General features: G+C 41.3%; 16 protein-coding genes and 1 tRNA gene. 5 read left to right on the top strand and 12 right to left on the bottom strand.

The features are described from left to right. Positions 1–46: 46 nt before the first annotated feature. From IEY03_RS09195 to IEY03_RS09160, 8 genes are all read right to left on the bottom strand, one after another. Positions 47–1,936, bottom strand: coding sequence for a replication endonuclease (locus tag IEY03_RS09195; protein WP_188841072.1), 1,890 nt, complete (start codon positions 1,934–1,936; stop codon positions 47–49). Further along, positions 1,929–2,207 (bottom strand): hypothetical protein, encoded by a 279-nt coding sequence (locus IEY03_RS09190; RefSeq protein WP_188841071.1) that lies wholly within the window; start codon positions 2,205–2,207, stop codon positions 1,929–1,931. Before IEY03_RS09190 ends, IEY03_RS09195 begins: the two co-directional genes overlap by 8 nt. Continuing rightward, positions 2,207–2,554 (bottom strand): hypothetical protein, encoded by a 348-nt coding sequence (locus IEY03_RS09185; protein WP_188841070.1) that lies wholly within the window; start codon positions 2,552–2,554, stop codon positions 2,207–2,209. Before IEY03_RS09185 ends, IEY03_RS09190 begins: the two co-directional genes overlap by 1 nt. Further along, positions 2,538–2,723 carry a helix-turn-helix domain-containing protein gene (locus IEY03_RS09180; protein ID WP_188841069.1) on the bottom strand — a complete coding sequence of 62 codons (186 nt, stop codon included), beginning with the start codon at positions 2,721–2,723 and terminating at the stop codon, positions 2,538–2,540. The genes IEY03_RS09185 and IEY03_RS09180 overlap by 17 nt, the downstream gene beginning before the upstream one ends. Before the next feature lie 131 nt (positions 2,724–2,854). Next, a complete protein-coding gene (locus IEY03_RS09175; RefSeq protein WP_188841068.1) occupies positions 2,855–4,480 on the bottom strand; it encodes a cell envelope integrity TolA family protein in 1,626 nt (541 codons plus the stop codon). 14 nt (positions 4,481–4,494) lie between these two features. Beyond that, a complete protein-coding gene (locus IEY03_RS09170) occupies positions 4,495–5,376 on the bottom strand; it encodes a hypothetical protein (RefSeq protein ID WP_188841067.1) in 882 nt (293 codons plus the stop codon). A gap of 210 nt (positions 5,377–5,586) precedes the next feature. Further along, positions 5,587–5,662: transfer RNA gene (locus tag IEY03_RS09165), tRNA-Arg, on the bottom strand. 162 nt (positions 5,663–5,824) lie between these two features. Beyond that, a complete protein-coding gene (locus tag IEY03_RS09160; protein ID WP_229778260.1) occupies positions 5,825–6,964 on the bottom strand; it encodes a flagellar assembly protein FlgT in 1,140 nt (379 codons plus the stop codon). 316 nt (positions 6,965–7,280) lie between these two features. Here IEY03_RS09160 and IEY03_RS09155 point away from each other — a divergent pair, with 316 nt between their 5' ends. Continuing rightward, positions 7,281–7,991 (top strand): FlgO family outer membrane protein, encoded by a 711-nt coding sequence (locus IEY03_RS09155; protein ID WP_188841065.1) that lies wholly within the window; start codon positions 7,281–7,283, stop codon positions 7,989–7,991. Further along, entirely contained in the window at positions 7,988–8,440 is a 453-nt protein-coding gene (locus tag IEY03_RS09150; protein WP_188841064.1) for an LPP20 family lipoprotein, read from the top strand. The genes IEY03_RS09155 and IEY03_RS09150 overlap by 4 nt, the downstream gene beginning before the upstream one ends. A gap of 92 nt (positions 8,441–8,532) precedes the next feature. Here the strand turns inward: IEY03_RS09150 and IEY03_RS09145 are convergent, their stop codons facing one another. Together IEY03_RS09145 and IEY03_RS09140 are read right to left on the bottom strand one after the other, a co-directional pair. After that, positions 8,533–9,459 carry a DUF6268 family outer membrane beta-barrel protein gene (locus IEY03_RS09145; protein WP_188841063.1) on the bottom strand — a complete coding sequence of 309 codons (927 nt, stop codon included), beginning with the start codon at positions 9,457–9,459 and terminating at the stop codon, positions 8,533–8,535. 128 nt (positions 9,460–9,587) lie between these two features. After that, a complete protein-coding gene (locus IEY03_RS09140) occupies positions 9,588–10,226 on the bottom strand; it encodes a TetR/AcrR family transcriptional regulator (RefSeq protein WP_188841062.1) in 639 nt (212 codons plus the stop codon). 213 nt (positions 10,227–10,439) lie between these two features. Between IEY03_RS09140 and IEY03_RS09135 the strand changes: the two genes are divergently transcribed. From IEY03_RS09135 to IEY03_RS09125, 3 genes are all read left to right on the top strand, one after another. Continuing rightward, positions 10,440–11,570, top strand: a complete 1,131-nt coding sequence (locus IEY03_RS09135) for an efflux RND transporter periplasmic adaptor subunit (RefSeq protein WP_188841061.1) — start codon at positions 10,440–10,442, stop codon at positions 11,568–11,570. Next, positions 11,567–14,638, top strand: coding sequence for an efflux RND transporter permease subunit (locus IEY03_RS09130; RefSeq protein WP_188841060.1), 3,072 nt, complete (start codon positions 11,567–11,569; stop codon positions 14,636–14,638). Before IEY03_RS09135 ends, IEY03_RS09130 begins: the two co-directional genes overlap by 4 nt. 354 nt (positions 14,639–14,992) lie before the next feature. After that, positions 14,993–16,999 carry a methyl-accepting chemotaxis protein gene (locus tag IEY03_RS09125; RefSeq protein WP_188841059.1) on the top strand — a complete coding sequence of 669 codons (2,007 nt, stop codon included), beginning with the start codon at positions 14,993–14,995 and terminating at the stop codon, positions 16,997–16,999. 1,009 nt (positions 17,000–18,008) lie between these two features. Here IEY03_RS09125 and cydX read toward each other — a convergent pair. Both cydX and cydB read right to left on the bottom strand, forming a co-directional pair. Beyond that, positions 18,009–18,125, bottom strand: coding sequence for a cytochrome bd-I oxidase subunit CydX (gene cydX, locus IEY03_RS09120; protein WP_188841058.1), 117 nt, complete (start codon positions 18,123–18,125; stop codon positions 18,009–18,011). Positions 18,126–18,140: 15 nt separating this feature from the next. Further along, entirely contained in the window at positions 18,141–19,280 is a 1,140-nt protein-coding gene (gene cydB / locus IEY03_RS09115) for a cytochrome d ubiquinol oxidase subunit II (protein ID WP_188841057.1), read from the bottom strand. Positions 19,281–19,282: the final 2 nt, after the last annotated feature.

Raw genomic sequence — 19,282 nt, 5'->3', positions numbered from 1 at the left:
CTGTTTATCTGAGGTTTTCTATTGAGAGTTCAACTTCTACGTACAGTTATTGACAGAACTCCAAGTTAGAGCAATTTGGCTCAATTTTGCCATTAGCTTGTGAATAGCTTAACGTCCACTCATGTACTCTAGTGACGATCTCAAAGCCTAAAGCCACAATGCCTTTTAACTGCACGATAAGCTCGTCACCATAACGATTAAGTTTATAGATACTAGACGCAGCATTATCATGAACTGAATTACTGGATTGCTTAGGTAATACATCGCTTCTATCAAAAGCTATTCCCTCATTAATTTCCGCATTGGCATCTTGGAATTTTTCAGGATATTCAGCAATGCCATTAGTGTTCAATCCCTGATGACACTTAGCATTTCCCGAACTTGGTATGGGCACACTGATTGAACTCAACGTAGGTTGAGCCACTGCATCCCTAGAGTCTTTATATGCATTGCGGCAATTGTCATCAGAAGTATGATTTAAAGGCTTTTGTTTTTTATGTTCGTATAGAGGTCTAATTAACTGATCATCACGCTTACAAAATACGCCGCCCATCAGCTCTGTGTAACGGCCCCAATCGGAGTCATCTGCGGCTTGTCGAATATCCTCAACCCACTCGAGACTTTCATCGGTTATTTTACTTAACCGTCTTAACTCACGCCAAGGCGTAACACCTACCCCGCCAATTTGTTGAAATTGACGAATACCCCAGCATGAAGCCCAAACGCGAATACGTGTTGCCGCAGTTTCTGACTCTGTTCCGTAAAGGTCATGCCCTAGACCCTCTCCATCAATCCCTTTGAATACATATTTAGCAATATATCCGGTTGCTGAACCTTTATTAGGGTCGATGTATTCAACCTTAAAGCGGCGATCTTTTGCACCATTTTCATCGCCATCTTCTTGCAAGCAATATTCTTGAAAGGTTTGTACTAATGCTTCTTGTTGCTCGGTGGGCACAAATAATAACAAGTGCCAATGTGGTGTTCCGTCATGGTGTGGTTCGGCAATTCGAAAACCAAATGGGATGATCTTGTCACGGTTAAGCGATGCGCGTATTCGTTGAAAAGTTCGGTTTAGGTAATCTTGACCATCTAACGGCGTAGCGCCTTGCCATTTAGGGTTGTCTGCGCCTGATTTAGCAAAACATCTGTGATACTTAGACGGAGTTGTCATTGTAAGAAATACAGCAGCGTAGCCCATCTTTGTGGCGTAATCTTCAAATCCACGAATACGTACCATCAATTCTGCTTTACGAATCTTAGGATTAGAGACATTTAAATCTGATAGTTCAGCAAGGCTAACACTGTAATCAAGCTCATTAGTGGCTAAGGTATTTTCAAGTAATTCACGGTTACTTTTCCACTGAGATTTAAAATTCTCAACGGTAATGTTACTGGCATAAATACCGCGATGTTCACTCACTTGATTTAATAAACGTGAAATAGTTTCGATTTGCCGATTATGAAGTCGTCTTAGTTTTGGTTTCCACCATGACTCATCACAAGCACGTTTAATCATTCCCATCACTTTGGAGTGTTCATCATCAGTTAAACAATCGTTTTGTAGATTGGTTAAGACGGAATCCGTTAACGGGTGTGGTTTTATCTGATTGCAGGTAACGTAACGCACTATGGCTGAGTATGTTTTGAATAAACTTTGGGAATTCATCCGCGATGCTATTTTGATACATTGCCGAACGTGATTTGTAGACATTGCCTTAAAATCACGGTCATCAACGCTAACACAACTCATTCTGCTACTATTGTGACCTAACACTTTACTGATAGCGGAAGTTGTTCGTAATAGGTGTAAATTTGCATCACGCCTATTACCAAACTGCTTATAGCGGTACTGAATAGCATTTTTGTGAATACTCGGTAATCCATGTAATTTTTTGCTAACCCAGTCAACGTCATGTGGATGAATATTAGGCATGGCTCTGTCCTCCATGCTGTTTTAACCAATCACGCCCACGTTGATTTAGTGTACAACGCTGCCATTTTACCCCTGTATAAAAATGAGAACATTCAGCCAAAAAGCCTTGCTGCTTAAGCTTAAATAATGTTCTTTTTTGAAAGTGACCTGAATAGGTTTCGTAACCTGACATCGTGCTTAAATCAGGACAAATTTCAACACACACTTCAATATGGTTATCCTGCGATAACCATTCAATGAATGTGATTTGATCTTGAGTAAAGGCGGCCATTATTTGCCTCCTTTTATGGTGTTGCCCGTTACCTTATGTAACGGAACATCATTCAAAGTCTGATTACCTATAAGAACAAACTTGTTAACAGGTACAGCTTCGTTAACGGGGTATTGGTCTCTTAACGGGTACATTGACTCAATATTGGCCTTTGTACCCGTTAACGGGTACAACGCCATTTTAGGTATTGGTTTAACGTCTTTATCAATTGCGCTTGGTAACGGCTTTTTAATTTGCCAGTGAAGCATGGTACTCGTTGCATCAAGTTGCCCTGATAAATAAACAAGCTGTGTGATGATGACCAAGGGCATTAATTTTAAAATCACGTATTTAAAGAGTGTGTTCATACACCCTCCCGTTAACGAAGTTTTCAACATCGCTTTGGCGGTACATCACACGACGACCAACTTTAATAAAACTGAGAGGATAGCGGCCTGTACAACGCCACACAGAAAGCGTACCGATTGTAATGCCTAAATGTCTCGCCACTTCCGCAGGGGTGAGTAGTGTATTCATATTAACTCCGATTAGATTGTGTATGTCGAAGTGAATAATATGATTGGAAGCTTTTGAAGTATTCACGCCATAGGCTGTGAAAGTATTACTAGGGGTGTAAAAGTACCGTCACAGGGTGTGACGGTATAGATTTATAACCATTTATATTTGTGACCAGTAGCTATTAGGTTTTGCTTTAATCTATTTTTCATCTCATCACTCGCCCTGAAATAAACAGATTTAATATCATTGTCGTAAGCGTCTTGGCTAAACCCTCGTTCTTTTGCTTTGTCATACCACTCATGGCCTAAATCAAATTCACCCGTTGAAAGGTAAACAGCGCCTAGCAAAGTACATGGCCTAAAACTTAACGGTGTCACTTTATGTGCTTCTAAACCAAGTTTAATTGAATTCATATAATCCTTTAAGTCTCTACAAACGCCACCGTATGTGGTTAGCAAAGCGGATTTTAACTTCTTTTCATTCTTAGGAATGTTGAACGGATATGAATCATCCAGTGCTTTTTTAATCTTGGCCAGCTCTTCTGCTTTACGATAGGCAGCACTGGCATTAACCAACTCCCAAGGTAAGCTTTTCTGTTTCCAGTTTTGAAAATGCTGATGAGCTAGCTGAAGGTGATATTTTTTGTCGATAAGATCTGAAACAATACCTTCACAATCTAGCCATTTTTTCTCATCAATTCTGATTGGTCTTGCCATTAATTTCTGTAAAAGTTCTTCAGTACGCGAGTGTTTCGGAATATTTTTTAAGCCCAATTTAGGAAAGTCAGAAAAATGTTTTTTCCTTTCAACTTCCGCTTCTTGTTCAGCTTTTAATTTTGCAGCCGCTACAGCTCGTCTCTCAACCTCAATGGCTTGTCTTTTAATTTCTAATTCACGCTGTTTTTGAGCTTCAATAGCTTCAAGTTTTGATTGATATTGTGCTTCAATCTCTTTAATAACAAACAAATCACTATTTGTGGTCAGCTCGTTACCCGTATCCTTAAGCCTTTTTTTCACTGAAATTTTTAACTGAAGCCCACCGAACACAATGTGTTTTAGCTTCTCTTCAATTGTTTTATGATTATTAAGATTTGCAAACAAAGCTAATTCTTCAGAACCAAGTGCGCTTGATAGCTTTTCCATATCGACAAATGAAATTCGTAGTGGATCACTCGTAACCTGTTGAAGTAGAAAATCTATAAATTTTCGATAATTGGGGTAAATATCTTCAGGGAATAATGCTCTAGCTTGAATAGTTTTTGCTTTAACTATGTCAGTTAGATTAATCTCACTTTGTTGTTTACTGCTTTGCAAAGCTTTGTCTAATAACCGTTTTTTTATCTCTTCGGCGATAACTTTTGTTTTTTCAACCGTTTCTAATTTGGTATTAATGATAGTTTTGTGCTTAGGGGCTTTAATCGGTTCAGGCTTGACGTTGTACTGTGTAAAAACCAAATCAACAACTGCGTGATTTGAATCATTCAATAGCTCAACACCAAATTCAGCCACTCTTTTTTTTACTTCAATTTTTAATTTAAGTGCACCGAATAGTAAAGCATCAGTTCGTTCAGATAATATTCCTTTTTCAGCCACTGATTGGAATAGCTTATGAGTGGTATAACCTAATCCAATAGACAGTATCTCTATATCTCGTTCAAGTACGCCCATCTCATCTTGATTAAGCATACTTACAAATAGATCAATATATGCTCTATGAGTTGGGTATTGAAGCTTTGGAAATAACTGTTGAGCTTGAGAGATCTGTTTATTAATCACAGTAAAAATCCATTTTATTTAGTTGATTTAATATGCTTGCTCAGCCAAGAATTGATTGTCCTGATCGCTTGATATGATGAAGTAAAAGCGTAATCGACGCTTTTTGCATATTCCATAACATGGTTAACCATAGCTTGCGCTGCTTGGTGGGGATTAGCATAATTTTTCTGAGTATAAAACTGTATAGCAAAAGCTTCTACTTTATCTTTTGTGGCATAACGTTTATCTCGGCCTGCTTTTCCAGCTTTCGATGAAGCTTCTGCATAACCTTTGAATTTGGTTATATCAGTTTGAAGTGACTGATACCTTTCATTAGCATCAACAAATTGACGTTTAGCAAATATTTGAAACAATAAATTGGCTTGCTTGGGCATACCAGCAATCTTGCAGGCAATCGCGGCATGAAGAAGCTCTGCACTGTCTTGTGGAATCACATTTAGGAATGCAAGAGCTTCACTCCCCTCCTCTTCACCAAATGCTTCATATAAGTTGGAAGCATTCGCAAACCGTCTTATCTCTTGAATATCGTCCAGAGGGTCTTCGGCAATCGATTCAAATAAAGCATTAAAAACAGCAGCACCTTCAAGCTGCTCAGTCTCAAGTATTGACTGACTATCATCCACTTTCGAAAGCGCTTTGGCTAAAGACTCTTGATTTGTGCCTTCTGGAAGAAAAGATTTAACGGCTGAATCTTTTTGAGTGAGCATCTCGAATGACTGCAAGCTTGCTAAAAAATCGGCTTTCAAATTTTGATTAGCATATTCGGGGGAATCCAGCATGTTAACCAACGGCGATTTCAATGCTTCTGGCATTTCGGGTAGAAGTTCATCTAGCTGATTATCGATTTCAGACTTGTGAGGTTTAGTTTGTAGGTTAGACTCTTTCTTGGGGTTCATTACACAATACTTCCATGTTTTAGCTTTAATAGAAAACTATTGGAAATACGCCTAAATGTCCATGATTGAGTTCAAACCATCAAAAAGCGGATTTTTGAAGAATGCTTAAAAAAAAATTCCAAAAAAGTGGTTTCCAGAGGCGGCACATAGGCGGCACAACTTTTGACGATTTTATTAAGCTATTGATTTTTAAAGTAAAAATAGGTGTTATGGTCTCCCCACAGGGACTCGAACCCCGATCGGCCGCTTAGGAGGCGGCTGCTCTATCCTGTTGAGCTATAGGAAGACGAAAACAATTATACTGTTTTTTGCCTTGATGAAAAGGGCTTATTTGGGTTTAAAACTGTTTAGATTTAATTGGTTAATAAACAAACGCTATTAGATAAATAGCAGCAAATATTGAACCAGCAAATAGGTTCAACATTTGCTGCTACAGGCTTTAAAATCACTAGAGTTTAATGGCAATATCTTGCACCTGGATATTATCTGCGGCATCAATATTTTCAATCATAGCAGTTGCTGTGTCTTCACTAACTTGATCGATAACAATTTCAGCACGGTTCTTTGTAACTAACGCGCGCATGTTATTCAAGCGATCTGGAATATTCTTTTGTAAAACAATTTGAAATTTGTCGCCTAATTTAACCCCGTTTTTACGGCCTAAATTGATAATGATACGATCACCCTGTCTCGCAATAATTTGTCCTAATAATGGACGGCAATTCAAAGTATTATCCAATGAAATAATACTTTGTTGCAGCTGCTGACTAATTGCTGCGCCATAGGAGGAAGACCAGAAGCGTTGACTATTAGGTACCACGGTTTCTTGACGTTCAAACTCCCACGGAGCATTGGTAGCAAAAGCCTCACTCCAAACAACTTCACCACTGATCCCGTGAAACAGGGTTAACTCGAAGTTAAATTGCCTTAAAGGCGTATCATCCACAAACCCCAGAAAACTGGTAGTGTAAGGCTCTGTCGACATATCAATCACTTTGGTTTTTAGAATGTACTGACTATCGGTAATTTCACCTAACCAACTTGGAATGCCATAACCTTTAAAGTTGACGAGTTCATTTGTGTCGTCTAAACGTTCATCTGCATGCACTCTTGCAAAACTGGTCACAGATTGGCTATTAATCAACTTTCCAAATTGGAATGTTAGCGCTTGATTGAAGCCTAATAGATGGCCATGATTAAGCTGGCTTCTATCGGCTACTTCGATTTGCGGCAATAAAATGGCAGCCTTTAAAGATTGGGCTTTACATTGATCAGTTTGACTCGTGTCATCAACATAGAGTGACAGCATCACGGTTAGCGTATCACCGCTAACCATCTCACTTAGCAGTTCGATATTATTGGCCGCGCCCATGCGCTGCATCAAAAAGGTATCTTGGGTTAACGCCCCTTGGCTGATTTGCTGTTGGCTTGAAAAATTAACCCCAGCTCGCAAACTGGCATAGTTTAATGCTTGATTAATTGCGTCTTCACGGGCTTTATCCATATTGCCATTAACGATTTTAGCTGTGCCTGTCACTTCAACCTGCTCTGCAATACCATAAAAGCTGATAAAAACAGCTAATAGCATTATTACTCGTGCCCAATTAAGCCAAGTTGGTGTGCTATTTTGATTTTTTAATGCATAAAACATAATTCACCCTGCGTCAGATATCTGTCGTCGTATTGCAAAAACGCTATATTACAGCGATTGGTCGCGCTATAACTTAGAATCAAGCAATAACTATGCCTAAACGATAACAACAAGGTGAGTGTTAGATTTCATTTCAACCAAGCCAAAGATTTAAAGTAGTCGCATAATCGCTGTAAAGAAAATCACTTCAATGCCGATACATTGTTATCAATCGAATTGCATTGCTTTTTAAACTCAAGCGAAGGAATAACTCATGCAGCAAAAGTACCCTATTCTCGCGCTGATACTAACCACAATGGGTCTTGCTGGATGCAGTAATACCGTCAATCAAGCGCAAAACTTGGACTATGTTCAAGATGGCCAACGCATTGGCTATCAAGACCAAAATGACATGTACCAGGAAAAACTGGTTTATGATATTAATGCTTCAGGGTTAGCGCCAAAAGGCCAAGTTAATGTTTGGGCCGAAAAATTAGTCAATGAACTGGTATTGCAAAATGATGCATTAAGACCTGATCAGCCTTTATTGATAACAACGCCTGTACTGAGTGATGACTTTAATCAAACCAATGAATTAGCCTTTCAATTACAACAAAGCTTACAAGCGGCTTTTCATGCCCATGAGTTTAACTTGGTTGACTTGAACGTCGCTAATTCGCTACGCGCAACGGATCACGGTGAACTGATATTAAGTCGCAATTGGGAGTTACTGCCAACCGATTTGCCTGTGTCACATGTGCTGGTTTCAACACTCAGTTTTACCAACGAAGGTGTGAGCTTTAACGGCCGTGTGGTTGATGTGACAAATAATCGAGTGGTTTCTGCGGTGCAATCGTTTGTTGCTGGTCAAAGCCTATCAGGGTATGTATTACCAGCCAATAAAGTGCAAACCCGTGGCGGTATTATCTACCGCACTGAAAACACGAAAGAAAGTCGCTATACCGTTTTAGGAGATGAGCAATGAAAAATATAATGCTTTTTATCGCATTAAGCTTATTAATATTAGGGTGTTCCACTAATGACAAATACGTGCAGTGGGAAACCGAGCCACCGAGTCATTTTCCTAAAATTACTGCCGTAGGCTATGCGCCTTTAGCCACTCAGCCAAGCGATATTCAATCGCATAAAATGCTCATGGCGATGCAAGCTTCAAAGGTTGCGGCATATCGTGAATTGGCAGAACAGGTATATGGTCAAAAGATTGATGCGGCAAGTAGCGTGAGTGAATGGCTATTGACTAATGACAGTGTTAAGTCATCGGTAAGCGGGATTATTCGTGGCGCTAAAGTGGTTAAAACCTATCCTTCTGGCGATTTTTATGTCACAGAACTTGAGCTAGATTTCGAACAAGTTTGGCATTTGTATCAACAACAAAATCGCTCAAAACGAATTAAGGATGTCACTTATTTTTAGGTTTAAAACCTAAAAATAACGCCGCGATAATTCGCGGCGTTTTTGTATCTTCGCAGCTCAATCAGCGATGAATATCTGATTGACTAGTAAGATTAGAAGTTGACTTTAAATGCAAGGGCTGCAGCAGCTTGATTACTGAGGTCTTCGCTAAACTCTGGTTCGCTGAGTTCCATTTCGCCGCTAAAATAATAGCCAGCATAGGCATTTAAGCTAACACTCTCGCTGATTTTCCATCCTGCACGCGCAAAGCCTACCCACTCTTCAATCTTGATGGCTTTGTCGTCATTTTCAATTAAAAAACTCTCGGTTCGACGAGAACTGCCAACGCCAAAATTCCAATTTGAAGATAACTCATAAGTTAGCTCTAAGCCCGCAGGGCCACTAAATCCGGCTTGGAAAGGGTTAGCAAGTACCCACTTGTCGGCAACTTGCCAGCGTACAGCTAAATAAGGCACAGTACGAACTTCGTTTATATCATTCAAATAGGCTACACCAACGCCTAGCATGTTACCCGATTCAAATCGGTACATACCCGAGGCGACCACACCGTAACTTTCGGCATTCGATGAAGAAGCGGTATTGGCATACGCATATTGCAGTTTGGGGGCAAATAAGAAAGTCCATTGATTATCTGGTCGATAAATTAACGATAAACCCGCGCTGTATTGATTAATGGATGACCAAGGTACACTGTTGTTCCTCAATGGGCTTTGTTGATTAACTCGCCAGCCATAATCAAGATTGTCGTAACCGACATTGGCACCAATCATCCATTGTTTATTTAATGGCATTGCTGCAGAAAGCTTGGTGAGCCAAACATCTCTTTTAAGCTCATTCCCCGCTTCACCCACATCGGCTGACTGCACTGTAGTGCGAGCAACACTCAACTCAAAAGGTGAGCGTTTACTTGCCTGCGCATCCATGCTGGTTAAACCGACGGCAACTAAAATGATTGGCACATATTGGACTTTGGATAAAAGATTATATTTTTGAGGGCGTCGATAAAAAGCGCTTGTCATGAATGGCGTCCTTTCAGCTTGATTGATGATGATTATTTATGATTAATCAATACGTCATACTACACAAACTAGTTCATTATTATAAAGTTTTATTAAAAATGGCGTTTAATTTAACAAAATGTCACCCGCTATACTTGGTGTGCTCTTAAAAACATCAAGGCTGTCTCTTTCAAATAGTCCTGTCTTTTAGGCAGAATATCTGCCGTCGATAAGCCCAACTCTAAACGCATTCGCAATTCACCAAACAACATCAAGCTCAATCTGACTGCGCTGTCATGTGGGTTATCGAAATAATACTTACCATGCTGATTAACCTTAGCTAAATACCCTTTTACTAAGTTAAGAATATGTTTAGGACCCGCATTATAAAATAACTCCGACACCTCTGGATGAGTGTCTGACTGAGCGACACAGGTAGTAAATACCCTAATCGCCTCTTCAGAAACAATCATTGCGCCAAACTGTTGTGCAAATACCGTCAGTACCACTTCAGGTTGTGCGGCATCCACTAATAGATTTTCAGTCAGTTGATGTACTACACATTTTGATTCTATTGATGCTACAAAGAGATCGTCTTTGGAGCCGAAATGAGAGTAAACCGTTTGCTTAGATACCCCAGCATGCTTGGCGACTTCATCCATACTTGTGTTTGAAAAACCTTGATGGCAAAAAAGATAGATAGCCGAATGCAGGATTTGCACGCGTTTTTGTTCACTTTTCGATAATGTCGCATCCAAATTTAGGGCAAGCGCATGGTCTTCTGTCATCTTTTACTCGTATTGTTTTTACTTAGGTTCAACATTTAATACTATTTAATCACAAAATAGACTAGACAGTCCAGTTTCATATAATTAGACTAGACAGTCTAGTTTAACATTGGCGTTACAAAGCGACGTTACCTAGCCGAATGAAGATATTCAGCTATGGATTAATAAGTTGTTTGCATTACGTATAAATTACTATCCTATTGGGGTACAAAAATGGAATATCAATCGATCGGCCAAGTGCGACTATTTATGGTAGGCCTATTCAGCTTACTGGTAGTTAGCGGTTGTGGATCTGAAGTAAAACAGCACTCGGAATCGGTTAGCTATCAAACCGTAGCAACCACTAGCTTAACGCCCTCTGCATATTATCAGCACCAACAAACCTATACCGGCACAATTCGCTCCGCCAATACCACAGGCATTGGTTTTGAGTTAGCAGGGAAATTGAATAGCATTCAAGTTGATAGCGGCGACAGTGTGACCCTAGGCCAAACGTTGGCATCGTTAGACACCGATCTTTTACAGGCCGAAAAACAACAGCTTGAAGCAAGTTTGCAACAAACAAAAGCAGACTTAGATTTAGCGGAAAATACATTAAAGCGTACCCTGAGCTTAAAAGACAAAAACTACGTTTCTGAACAGCAACTAGATGAAACTAAACAGCAAGTCACAGGATTAATTGCCAATAGCCAGCGACTCAACGCCAGTTTGTACGCCACAAATTTAAAACTTGAAAAGTCGATATTAGTCGCACCCTTTAATGGAAAAATCAGTAAACGCCACCATAACCTAGGTGAGGTGATTGGCTTAGGTAGTCCGGTATTTACCTTAATCGGTAATGATCAACAGCTTGCCTATATTGGTGTGCCTGTCCAAGTTGCATCCAGCTTAAAAAACAATCAGCAGGTAGCAATTCGTATCGGTGATAAAACCCTTAACGGCAGTATTGCCGGGATCAGCGCCGAAGTTGATGCGATTACTCGCACTGTACAGTTAAGAATTAGCCTACCCACTGATGCTGACGTATTAAATGGTGAAATCGCCTATCTTGAATACCAACAGAACATTCCGATTGCTGGATATTGGGTGCCAATTTCCGCCTTAACCGATGGTGTAAGAGGGTTGTGGAATGTGTACGTATTAGACAAGCAGGCTGATATCAGTGGTACAAATCACTTCAGTATTCAACGCCGTGATGTTGAAATTATTTATACTAATCAGGATAAAGCCTATATTAAAGGGGCGTTAAGCAGTGATGACACAATTATCGTCGAGGGATTACATAAACTGGTAGTCGGACAAGTTGTGACACCTGCGACCACCGCTGTGGCGGGGGCGATATGATTAAGGCATTTTTAGAAAACGGCCGCCTAACCAGTTTATTTATCGCGCTGTTAATTGTTGCCGGTTTTGGGGCTATTTCGAGTTTACCGCGCACTGAAGATCCACACATTACCAATAGATTTGCCTCAGTTATTACCCACTATCCGGGCGCTTCAGCTGAAAGAGTGGAAGCCTTGGTAACCGAGGTTTTAGAAACACAGTTGCGCCGTTTAGAAGAAATAAAACTGGTTCAATCGACTTCCCGCCCAGGCATTTCAGTTATTCAGCTAGAGCTAAAAGACACCATCACAGAAACAGAGCCGGTTTGGTCTAGGGCGCGTGATTTAGTCGCCGATGGTAAACACTTGCTACCCGCTCAAGCACAAAATAGCACACTAGATGACCAAGTTGGCTATGCCAGCACCGCGATTTTAGGTGTGGTATGGGCGGATGATTCGCCGGTAAGAAGTGATATTCTAAATCGTTACGCCAAGGAGTTACAAAGCCGGATCAGGCTATTATCTGGCACTGATTTCGCAAAACTTTATGGCGCGCCAGAAGAAGAAATTCTCGTCGAGCTTGATGGCAATAAAATCAGTCAGCTCAAACTCACCCCGGGGGTGATTGCGCAGATTTTAACTAATGCTGACAGTAAAATTTCTGCCGGTGAAATCAATAATCAGCAATTTCGCGCGTTAGTTGAAGTTTCTGGTGAGCTTGATTCACAAAGCCGTATTCGACGTGTGCCGTTGAAAGTAGATGAATACGGGCAAATTATTCGCCTAGGAGATGTGGCCACCATTAGCCGCCAACCTAAAACACCCGCTAACAGCATTGCACTTATCAATAGTCAACAAGGCGTGCTGATTGGCGCAACCATGCTGAACAGTAATCGGGTTGATATATGGCAGCATCAAATAGAACAAACTATTGCCACCTTTTCACAAAACTTACCAGCCAACATCAAAGTGCAGTGGCTATTTGATCAGCAGGGTTACACCAGTGTCCGTCTTGGGGATTTAGTCATTAACTTGCTCCAAGGTTTTGTGATTATTGTCGCGGTATTAATGCTGACATTAGGCCTGCGTAATGCATTAATCGTCGCGTTATCACTGCCGCTTACTGCCCTGTTCACTTTAGCCTGTATGAAATACACAGGTTTACCCATTCATCAAATGTCGGTTACAGGACTTGTAGTGGCATTGGGTATTATGGTCGATAACGCCATTGTAATTGTTGACGCCATTGCACAACGTCGCCAACAAGGTATGAGTAAATTTGAAGCCGTCTCCAAGACGCTACATCATCTATGGCTCCCCCTTGCCGGCTCGACGATTACAACCATGCTAGCCTTTGCGCCCATTGTATTAATGCCTGGCGCTGCAGGTGAGTTTGTAGGCGGCATTGCAATTTCAGTCATGTTTGCCCTCTTAGGCTCTTATATTATTTCCCATACTCTTATAGCAGGGCTTGCAGGACGCTTTAGCCGAAGTGAGCAAGCTAGCGCTTGGTATCAGCAGGGTATGGCTTTTCCTCGAATAGGCAGTGCCTTTAAAGCCAGTTTAGAGTTCGCCCTTAAACGCCCCTTATTAACGGCACTTGTGGTAGGTATTCTGCCCATGAGTGGCTTTATGGTGGCGGGCAAGATGACAGAGCAATTTTTCCCACCATCAGATAGGGATATGTTCCAAATCGAGGTGCATCTTGCCTCGCAGGTAAGCATTGAAAATACTCGCCAGCAGGTTGCCTTGATTGATCAAAAGCTTCAAAACCTTGCTGAAATCACTGAAGTCACCTGGGTTGTTGGCGGAAATACCCCTTCATTTTATTACAATCTGACTCAACGCCAGCAAGGAGCAACTAACTATGCTCAGGCGATGGTGAAAGTGACTGATTTTGAAACCGCAAACAAGCTTATTCCCCGGTTACAACAATCACTTGATGTCGAATTTCCGCAAGCGCAGATTCTGGTAAGAAAACTGGAACAAGGCCCTCCTTTTAATGCGCCTGTCGAATTGCTCATATACGGGCCCAATCTAGACACTTTAAAAGAGATAGGCGATCAAGCTCGGGCGTTGTTAATTGCCACCCCCGATGTGATCCACACAAGAGCAACTCTTTCACCAGGTGCGCCTAAACTATGGTTACAAGTGAATGAAGACGCCAGTTTAATGAGCGGCTTAAGCTTGACCGATATCGCCAATCAAGTACAAATGGCCACCACAGGCATTATCGGCGGTAGCATTTTAGAGCAAACAGAGTCGCTACCTATTCGTGTGCGTTTAGGTGATACCAGCCGTGAACAAGCCACGCGATTAGCGGAACTTAACTTAGTCTCGCCGACAGGTACGGGCATTCCTTTATCGGCATTATCGTATAATGAAGTGAGCGTCAGCCGTGGTGCGATCCCCCGTCGTAATGGTGAAAGAGTGAACACCATTGAAGCGTATATCACCAGTGGCGTATTACCAGCCCAGGTGCTTGATGATGTAAAATCAAAACTCAGTAACATTGACTTACCCTCGGGATATCATATTGAGGTTGGCGGTGAAAGCGCCAAACGTAATGAGGCCGTGGGTAATCTGATGTCTAACTTAGTGGTTGTCATTACCCTATTACTGGCGACTGTAGTGCTGTCATTCAACTCATTCCGTCTCACCGGCATTATTCTTTTTAGCGCGATACAATCTGCCGGATTAGGGTTATTAGCCGTATTTGTATTTGGCTACCCTTTTGGTTTTACGGTGATTATCGGATTATTAGGGTTAATGGGGCTAGCAATTAATGCGGCCATTGTTATCTTGGCTGAATTAGAAGATTTACCCGAGGCAAGGCAAGGTAACAGAGCGCTTATCGTCAGCACCGTCAGCAGCTGCGGCCGACATATTGGCTCTACCACCATTACCACAATTGGCGGATTTTTACCGCTGATCATTGCCGGCGGTGGATTTTGGCCTCCTTTTGCAATCGCCATTGCTGGCGGCACTTTATTAACCACTATGTTGTCTTTAGTGTGGGTGCCTGTGATGTATCATTTAATAATGAAACCGAATAATCAGTCGTTGCAACAACAAATGGTGCCCATTTAGCTACGGTGCACTGAGCATGCTAACAAGAGTGATATGGCAACATATCGCTCTTGTTTCATTGCGATAAAAACCAAACTCTCCAATCTCAATGCTGTAAATCCATTCCTATAAAGAAACTACCACAACTGTTATCTGTGCTTAATTCACTTGCACCAGACTGGCTTTTGTCAGGTAAATCCCGCTTATTATCTGGATCAAATGCTAGTTTGACACTAAGCAAATGAATGTTCGCGGTTTCAATCACATTTATTCATATTCCATCCTACTGGGGGTTAACTAATGTGATTTTAGTCAATAACTTAACCACTAACTTGATATAAATTAGCCAGATAATAACTCACCGGAAATATTGTCATGAATTATAAAAACTGGCCAATTGCAAAACAGATAAGCTCGCTTGCCCTACTGTCCTCAATTGCAATATTTGTTGCGATGTCTTTATTTTCGTATCAATCAGCATCTAATTCATTAAATGACAAAGCGGTTCAAGCCATTGGTGCACAAATGCACAGTAATGCTGAACTGATTGAATTACAGTATGAGAGCATGCTTACCCTCGCCAGAAGAAATGCAGATATCCTGCGGACTTTATATCCAAGTACCTTTTATTTAGGTGGGCGAAACGTAAAAGTACTGAGTGTCAGTTCTCCCTCACTAAAACATGGTAATGAGCAAATTAATGCATCACGCAGTAAAGTGGACCGATTTTCCAAACTTACCGGTGGAGTGGCGACCATTTTTGTTCGCGATCAAGATGACTTTACCCGTATTTCAACCTCATTAAAAAAAGCCGATGGTAAACGCGCAATTGGTACTAATCTGGGAACCAGTCATCCTGGGTACAAAAAGCTGATTAACGGTGAGGAATATGAAGGGTATGCCAAATTATTCGACCGCGACTATATGACCATTTATCGTCCGATCAAAGATCAAAATGACAAGGTCATTGGTATTTTATTTGTTGGTTTTGATATCACCCAATCGGTTCAGCAAATTCAACAAACGATGAAAAAAATGACCTTAGAAGAATCGGGCTCTTATGTCATTATTCGCAATTCAGACAAACAAATCATTGCTCACCCGAAATTATCCGCGGATGCCCCCTTTGACGCAGCCCTACTTGATGGATTAACCATTGACCAAGCCTTAACAGACGAGCAAAGCTGGTTTTATACATCATTGAATAACGATGATATGTTTTCGTATTCGGTTGCCATTAAAGGTTGGAATTGGACTCTAGTAGGGTTTGTGCCGCAGCAAGAGTTAAATAACGAAAGCGTGACTATGTTGCAGCAAAATCTTCTGATTGCGGTTATTGGCATTGTGCTGATTTTCATATTGTTAAGTACGTTAATTACTCGCGCTGTTAAACCATTACAGTTATTACAAGCCAAAATCGCCAAACTTGGCGAAGGTGATTTATCACAAACATTCATGGCTTGCGAATCGCACAGTTTAAATGAGGTCGATCAAATCACCATTAGTGTTACTCAAATGGCTAACAACCTAGCGGGCTTAATAAAATCATTACAGCAGTCTGTTTTTAGTTTAGAAAACCATGCGAATTCCAGCCAACAAACAGCAACAGCTAATGGTAATGAAGCTAAGTCATTACTGAATCAAACCGAGCAAATTGCCACCGCAATCGAAGAAATGTCAGCATCGATTAAGGATGTGGCACAAAATGCCGGACAAGGTGCGATTCAAGCGCAAGAAATTGATAAAGCCTCAAGCGATGGCCACGCTCAATTAACGCAAGTCGTGAATGCTTTACAATCATTAAGCGAGCAACTCACCCAAACCCAACAAAATATTGAAGGGGTTAGTTCTGAAAGTCAGGCTATTAGTCAGGTTACCGAAGTCATTAACGGAATTGCCGAACAAACTAACCTATTGGCATTAAACGCCGCGATTGAGGCAGCTAGAGCGGGTGAACAAGGTAGAGGATTTGCGGTCGTTGCAGATGAAGTGCGCTCTTTAGCACAAAGAACCCAACAATCGATTAGTGAAATCAGTGCCACCATCAATAAATTGCAACAGCAGGTAAAACTGACTGCAGCACAAATGAACCAGTGCCAGCAATTGGGCATTAACTCTGCAGAACAAGGCAATGATGCCAATACTCAGCTAAGCCAAATTAACAGCAGTATTGCTGAAATGGCGATGTTCTCATCCAGTATTGCCAGTGCCACCAAGCAGCAAACCACTGTGGCAGATGAAGTGTCCAATAGCTTACATTCAATTTCCTCTTTGGCACAAAATAGTCAACAAAGGGCAATAGAAGCGGTTGATGATGCGGATGTGTTAACCCAATTAGCTGGCAATATTAAACAACAGATTGGCGTATTTAAAGTGGATTAAGCTGAATGTTAATTGACACTTTTTGTTCGAATTGAGGTTAACCCTTTACATTGGCAACCAGTAATCAAATGGCTTGAGGCATTATGCTTCAGGCCATTTTCGTTCACATCACTGATTTTATCGCAATGATTTAGCACTAATGTTCAATAACGTGCATGACGGGACTTAGATAGGTGCGACTTAAACAACTAGTGACTGCAATAGGCAGGGACTTAAATTAACGCAGGCTTAAACTGTGATAACTCGACCTACGCTTGATATATACCCAAACAACCTGAAGATGCTCGATTTCAGCAAGAATTTACACGCGTTTAGGCAAGGCATTGATTGCGGGTAATGGTTATTCCCTTTTCAAAATCAATAACGCAGGATAAACGCGTGTAAAACTTGCCCTCAGGGAGTTTCACCGTGTTCCCCTGATTTTTAAATCAAGAGCGTTGTTGCGCTAATTTATAAGGTACCTACATTACCGCATTAACGCGCCTAGTATTGAAAACACGGTGAAGCTCTGAAACACGTATCTTCAAGTTGTTTGGGTATATAACATTAGGCATACAGCAACAACAATGCGTTATTGAATACGCCTGTATGCGTACAGCGGATAAACAACATCTATCCCAGATTGCAGTCAACCAGACCAAATAAGTGAATTGGAACGCTATATCAGCTTAACGCATCAAGCTTCAGCCCTGTAATTTAGCCCCAGTTGTTTGAATGTATTCATTTCATGCTGCATAAACCAGACAAGTACTCAGCATAGATTTCTCTGCGTCCTTCTTGGCCATAGATATGGGCATGAAGCATTAAGACGCGTGTGGATTATAGTATTGAAGCACGTTCGAACAACCTAAAGCAGAAAACAATCATAAATATCAGCAACAAGTCACGCGCTAAAACAGAATGCCAGCGAAACGATTCAGTTGAGCAATAGAAGCATAAGTCATTTTTCTTTACGCATAAAAAACCCCGCAATATCAGCGGGGCTTTCAGGTTTAACCAACCAAACTAGTTAACTTTCACTATTTTCTTGGCGGTCCATGTTTTCAGTGTTTTCTAACCACAGAGCATTAATAATGCCGAATGAGCAAGCCAGTAATACACCTAATATCCACGCAAAATACCACATAGATGATGACTCCTATTAATAAAGTGAGGTTTTATTGTCTTCAATAAAACTACGGTTCAAACGACCATACATCTTGTAGTAAGTCCAAATGGTATAACTTAATACCGTTGGTACAAAGATAATCGCTGCGAAAGTCATCACTTTTAAGGTCATTTGACTTGCTGTCGCATCCCACATAGTTAAGCTCACATTTGGCTCAAGCGACGATGGCATAACAAATGGGAACATCGCTGCACCACAAGTTAAAATTACGCCAGCAATGGCTAATGAGCTAAATAAGAATGCGAAACCACTGCGGTTAAATCGACTAGCAAATATCGCGAGTACTGGCATTAATAACCCTAAAACAGGGAATAACATAGTGACAGGATACTTGTCATAATTCGCCAACCAGGCACCTGCTTCAATCGCAACCGTTTTTGTTGTTGGATTAGATGGACCCGCTAAATCAAGTGTTGAGGTAATGACATAGCCATCAATCCCCTTTGCCAACCACACGCCAGCGGCAGCAAATAGTACTACCAACAAACCTGCACAAATTTGGGTCATGTTGGCTGCGCGCACACGTAACTCACCTTCGGTCTTCATTTGCAACCATGCTGCACCTTGCATCATGATCATGCTGACACACACTAGCCCCGTCAGTAGTCCGAATGGATTGAGCAATCCAAAGAAGCCACCATGGTATTTCGCACGTAAAAACTCATCAAAGTTAAACGGAACGCCTTGCAACAAGTTACCAAACGCCACACCAATGATCAGTGGTGGTACAAAACCACCTACAAACAGTGCCCAATCCCATGACTTACGCCATTTTGGATCTTCAATTTTCGAACGATAATCAAAACCGACTGGACGCAAAAACAAGGCGAACAACACCAGCATCATCGCCACATAGAAGCCAGAAAATGACACGGCATATACCATAGGCCAGGCTGCGAATAACGCGCCACCAGCGGTAATTAACCAAACTTGGTTACCATCCCAATGCGGCGCAATGGTGTTAATCATAATACGGCGTTCTGTGTCATCTTTACCTATGATGGGTAATAAGGCTCCTACCCCCATATCAAAGCCGTCAGTGACGGCGAAGCCGACAAACAACACACCTATTAATGCCCACCAGATAAATCGTAATACTTCATAATCAAACATAA

The sequence above is a fragment of the Shewanella aestuarii genome (assembly GCF_014647215.1).
GTDB classification, from domain to species: domain Bacteria; phylum Pseudomonadota; class Gammaproteobacteria; order Enterobacterales; family Shewanellaceae; genus Shewanella; species Shewanella aestuarii.
The sequence above is the reverse complement of the archived record's forward strand: the minus strand, read 5'-3'. Positions and strand labels throughout refer to the sequence as shown.

Excerpts from the sequence above, each read along its gene's own strand:
- IEY03_RS09180 (WP_188841069.1), bottom strand. The coding sequence starts at position 2,723 with ATGAATACACTACTCACCCCTGCGGAAGTGGCGAGACATTTAGGCATT.
- IEY03_RS09195 (WP_188841072.1), bottom strand. The coding sequence starts at position 1,936 with ATGCCTAATATTCATCCACATGACGTTGACTGGGTTAGCAAAAAATTA.
- IEY03_RS09155 (WP_188841065.1), top strand. The coding sequence starts at position 7,281 with ATGCAGCAAAAGTACCCTATTCTCGCGCTGATACTAACCACAATGGGT.
- IEY03_RS09145 (WP_188841063.1), bottom strand. The coding sequence starts at position 9,459 with ATGACAAGCGCTTTTTATCGACGCCCTCAAAAATATAATCTTTTATCC.
- cydX (WP_188841058.1), bottom strand. The coding sequence starts at position 18,125 with ATGTGGTATTTTGCGTGGATATTAGGTGTATTACTGGCTTGCTCATTC.
- IEY03_RS09125 (WP_188841059.1), top strand. The coding sequence starts at position 14,993 with ATGAATTATAAAAACTGGCCAATTGCAAAACAGATAAGCTCGCTTGCC.
- IEY03_RS09170 (WP_188841067.1), bottom strand. The coding sequence starts at position 5,376 with ATGAACCCCAAGAAAGAGTCTAACCTACAAACTAAACCTCACAAGTCT.
- cydB (WP_188841057.1), bottom strand. The coding sequence starts at position 19,280 with ATGTTTGATTATGAAGTATTACGATTTATCTGGTGGGCATTAATAGGT.
- IEY03_RS09130 (WP_188841060.1), top strand. The coding sequence starts at position 11,567 with ATGATTAAGGCATTTTTAGAAAACGGCCGCCTAACCAGTTTATTTATC.
- IEY03_RS09150 (WP_188841064.1), top strand. The coding sequence starts at position 7,988 with ATGAAAAATATAATGCTTTTTATCGCATTAAGCTTATTAATATTAGGG.
- IEY03_RS09185 (WP_188841070.1), bottom strand. The coding sequence starts at position 2,554 with ATGAACACACTCTTTAAATACGTGATTTTAAAATTAATGCCCTTGGTC.
- IEY03_RS09160 (WP_229778260.1), bottom strand. The coding sequence starts at position 6,964 with ATGCTATTAGCTGTTTTTATCAGCTTTTATGGTATTGCAGAGCAGGTT.
- IEY03_RS09190 (WP_188841071.1), bottom strand. The coding sequence starts at position 2,207 with ATGGCCGCCTTTACTCAAGATCAAATCACATTCATTGAATGGTTATCG.
- IEY03_RS09140 (WP_188841062.1), bottom strand. The coding sequence starts at position 10,226 with ATGACAGAAGACCATGCGCTTGCCCTAAATTTGGATGCGACATTATCG.
- IEY03_RS09135 (WP_188841061.1), top strand. The coding sequence starts at position 10,440 with ATGGAATATCAATCGATCGGCCAAGTGCGACTATTTATGGTAGGCCTA.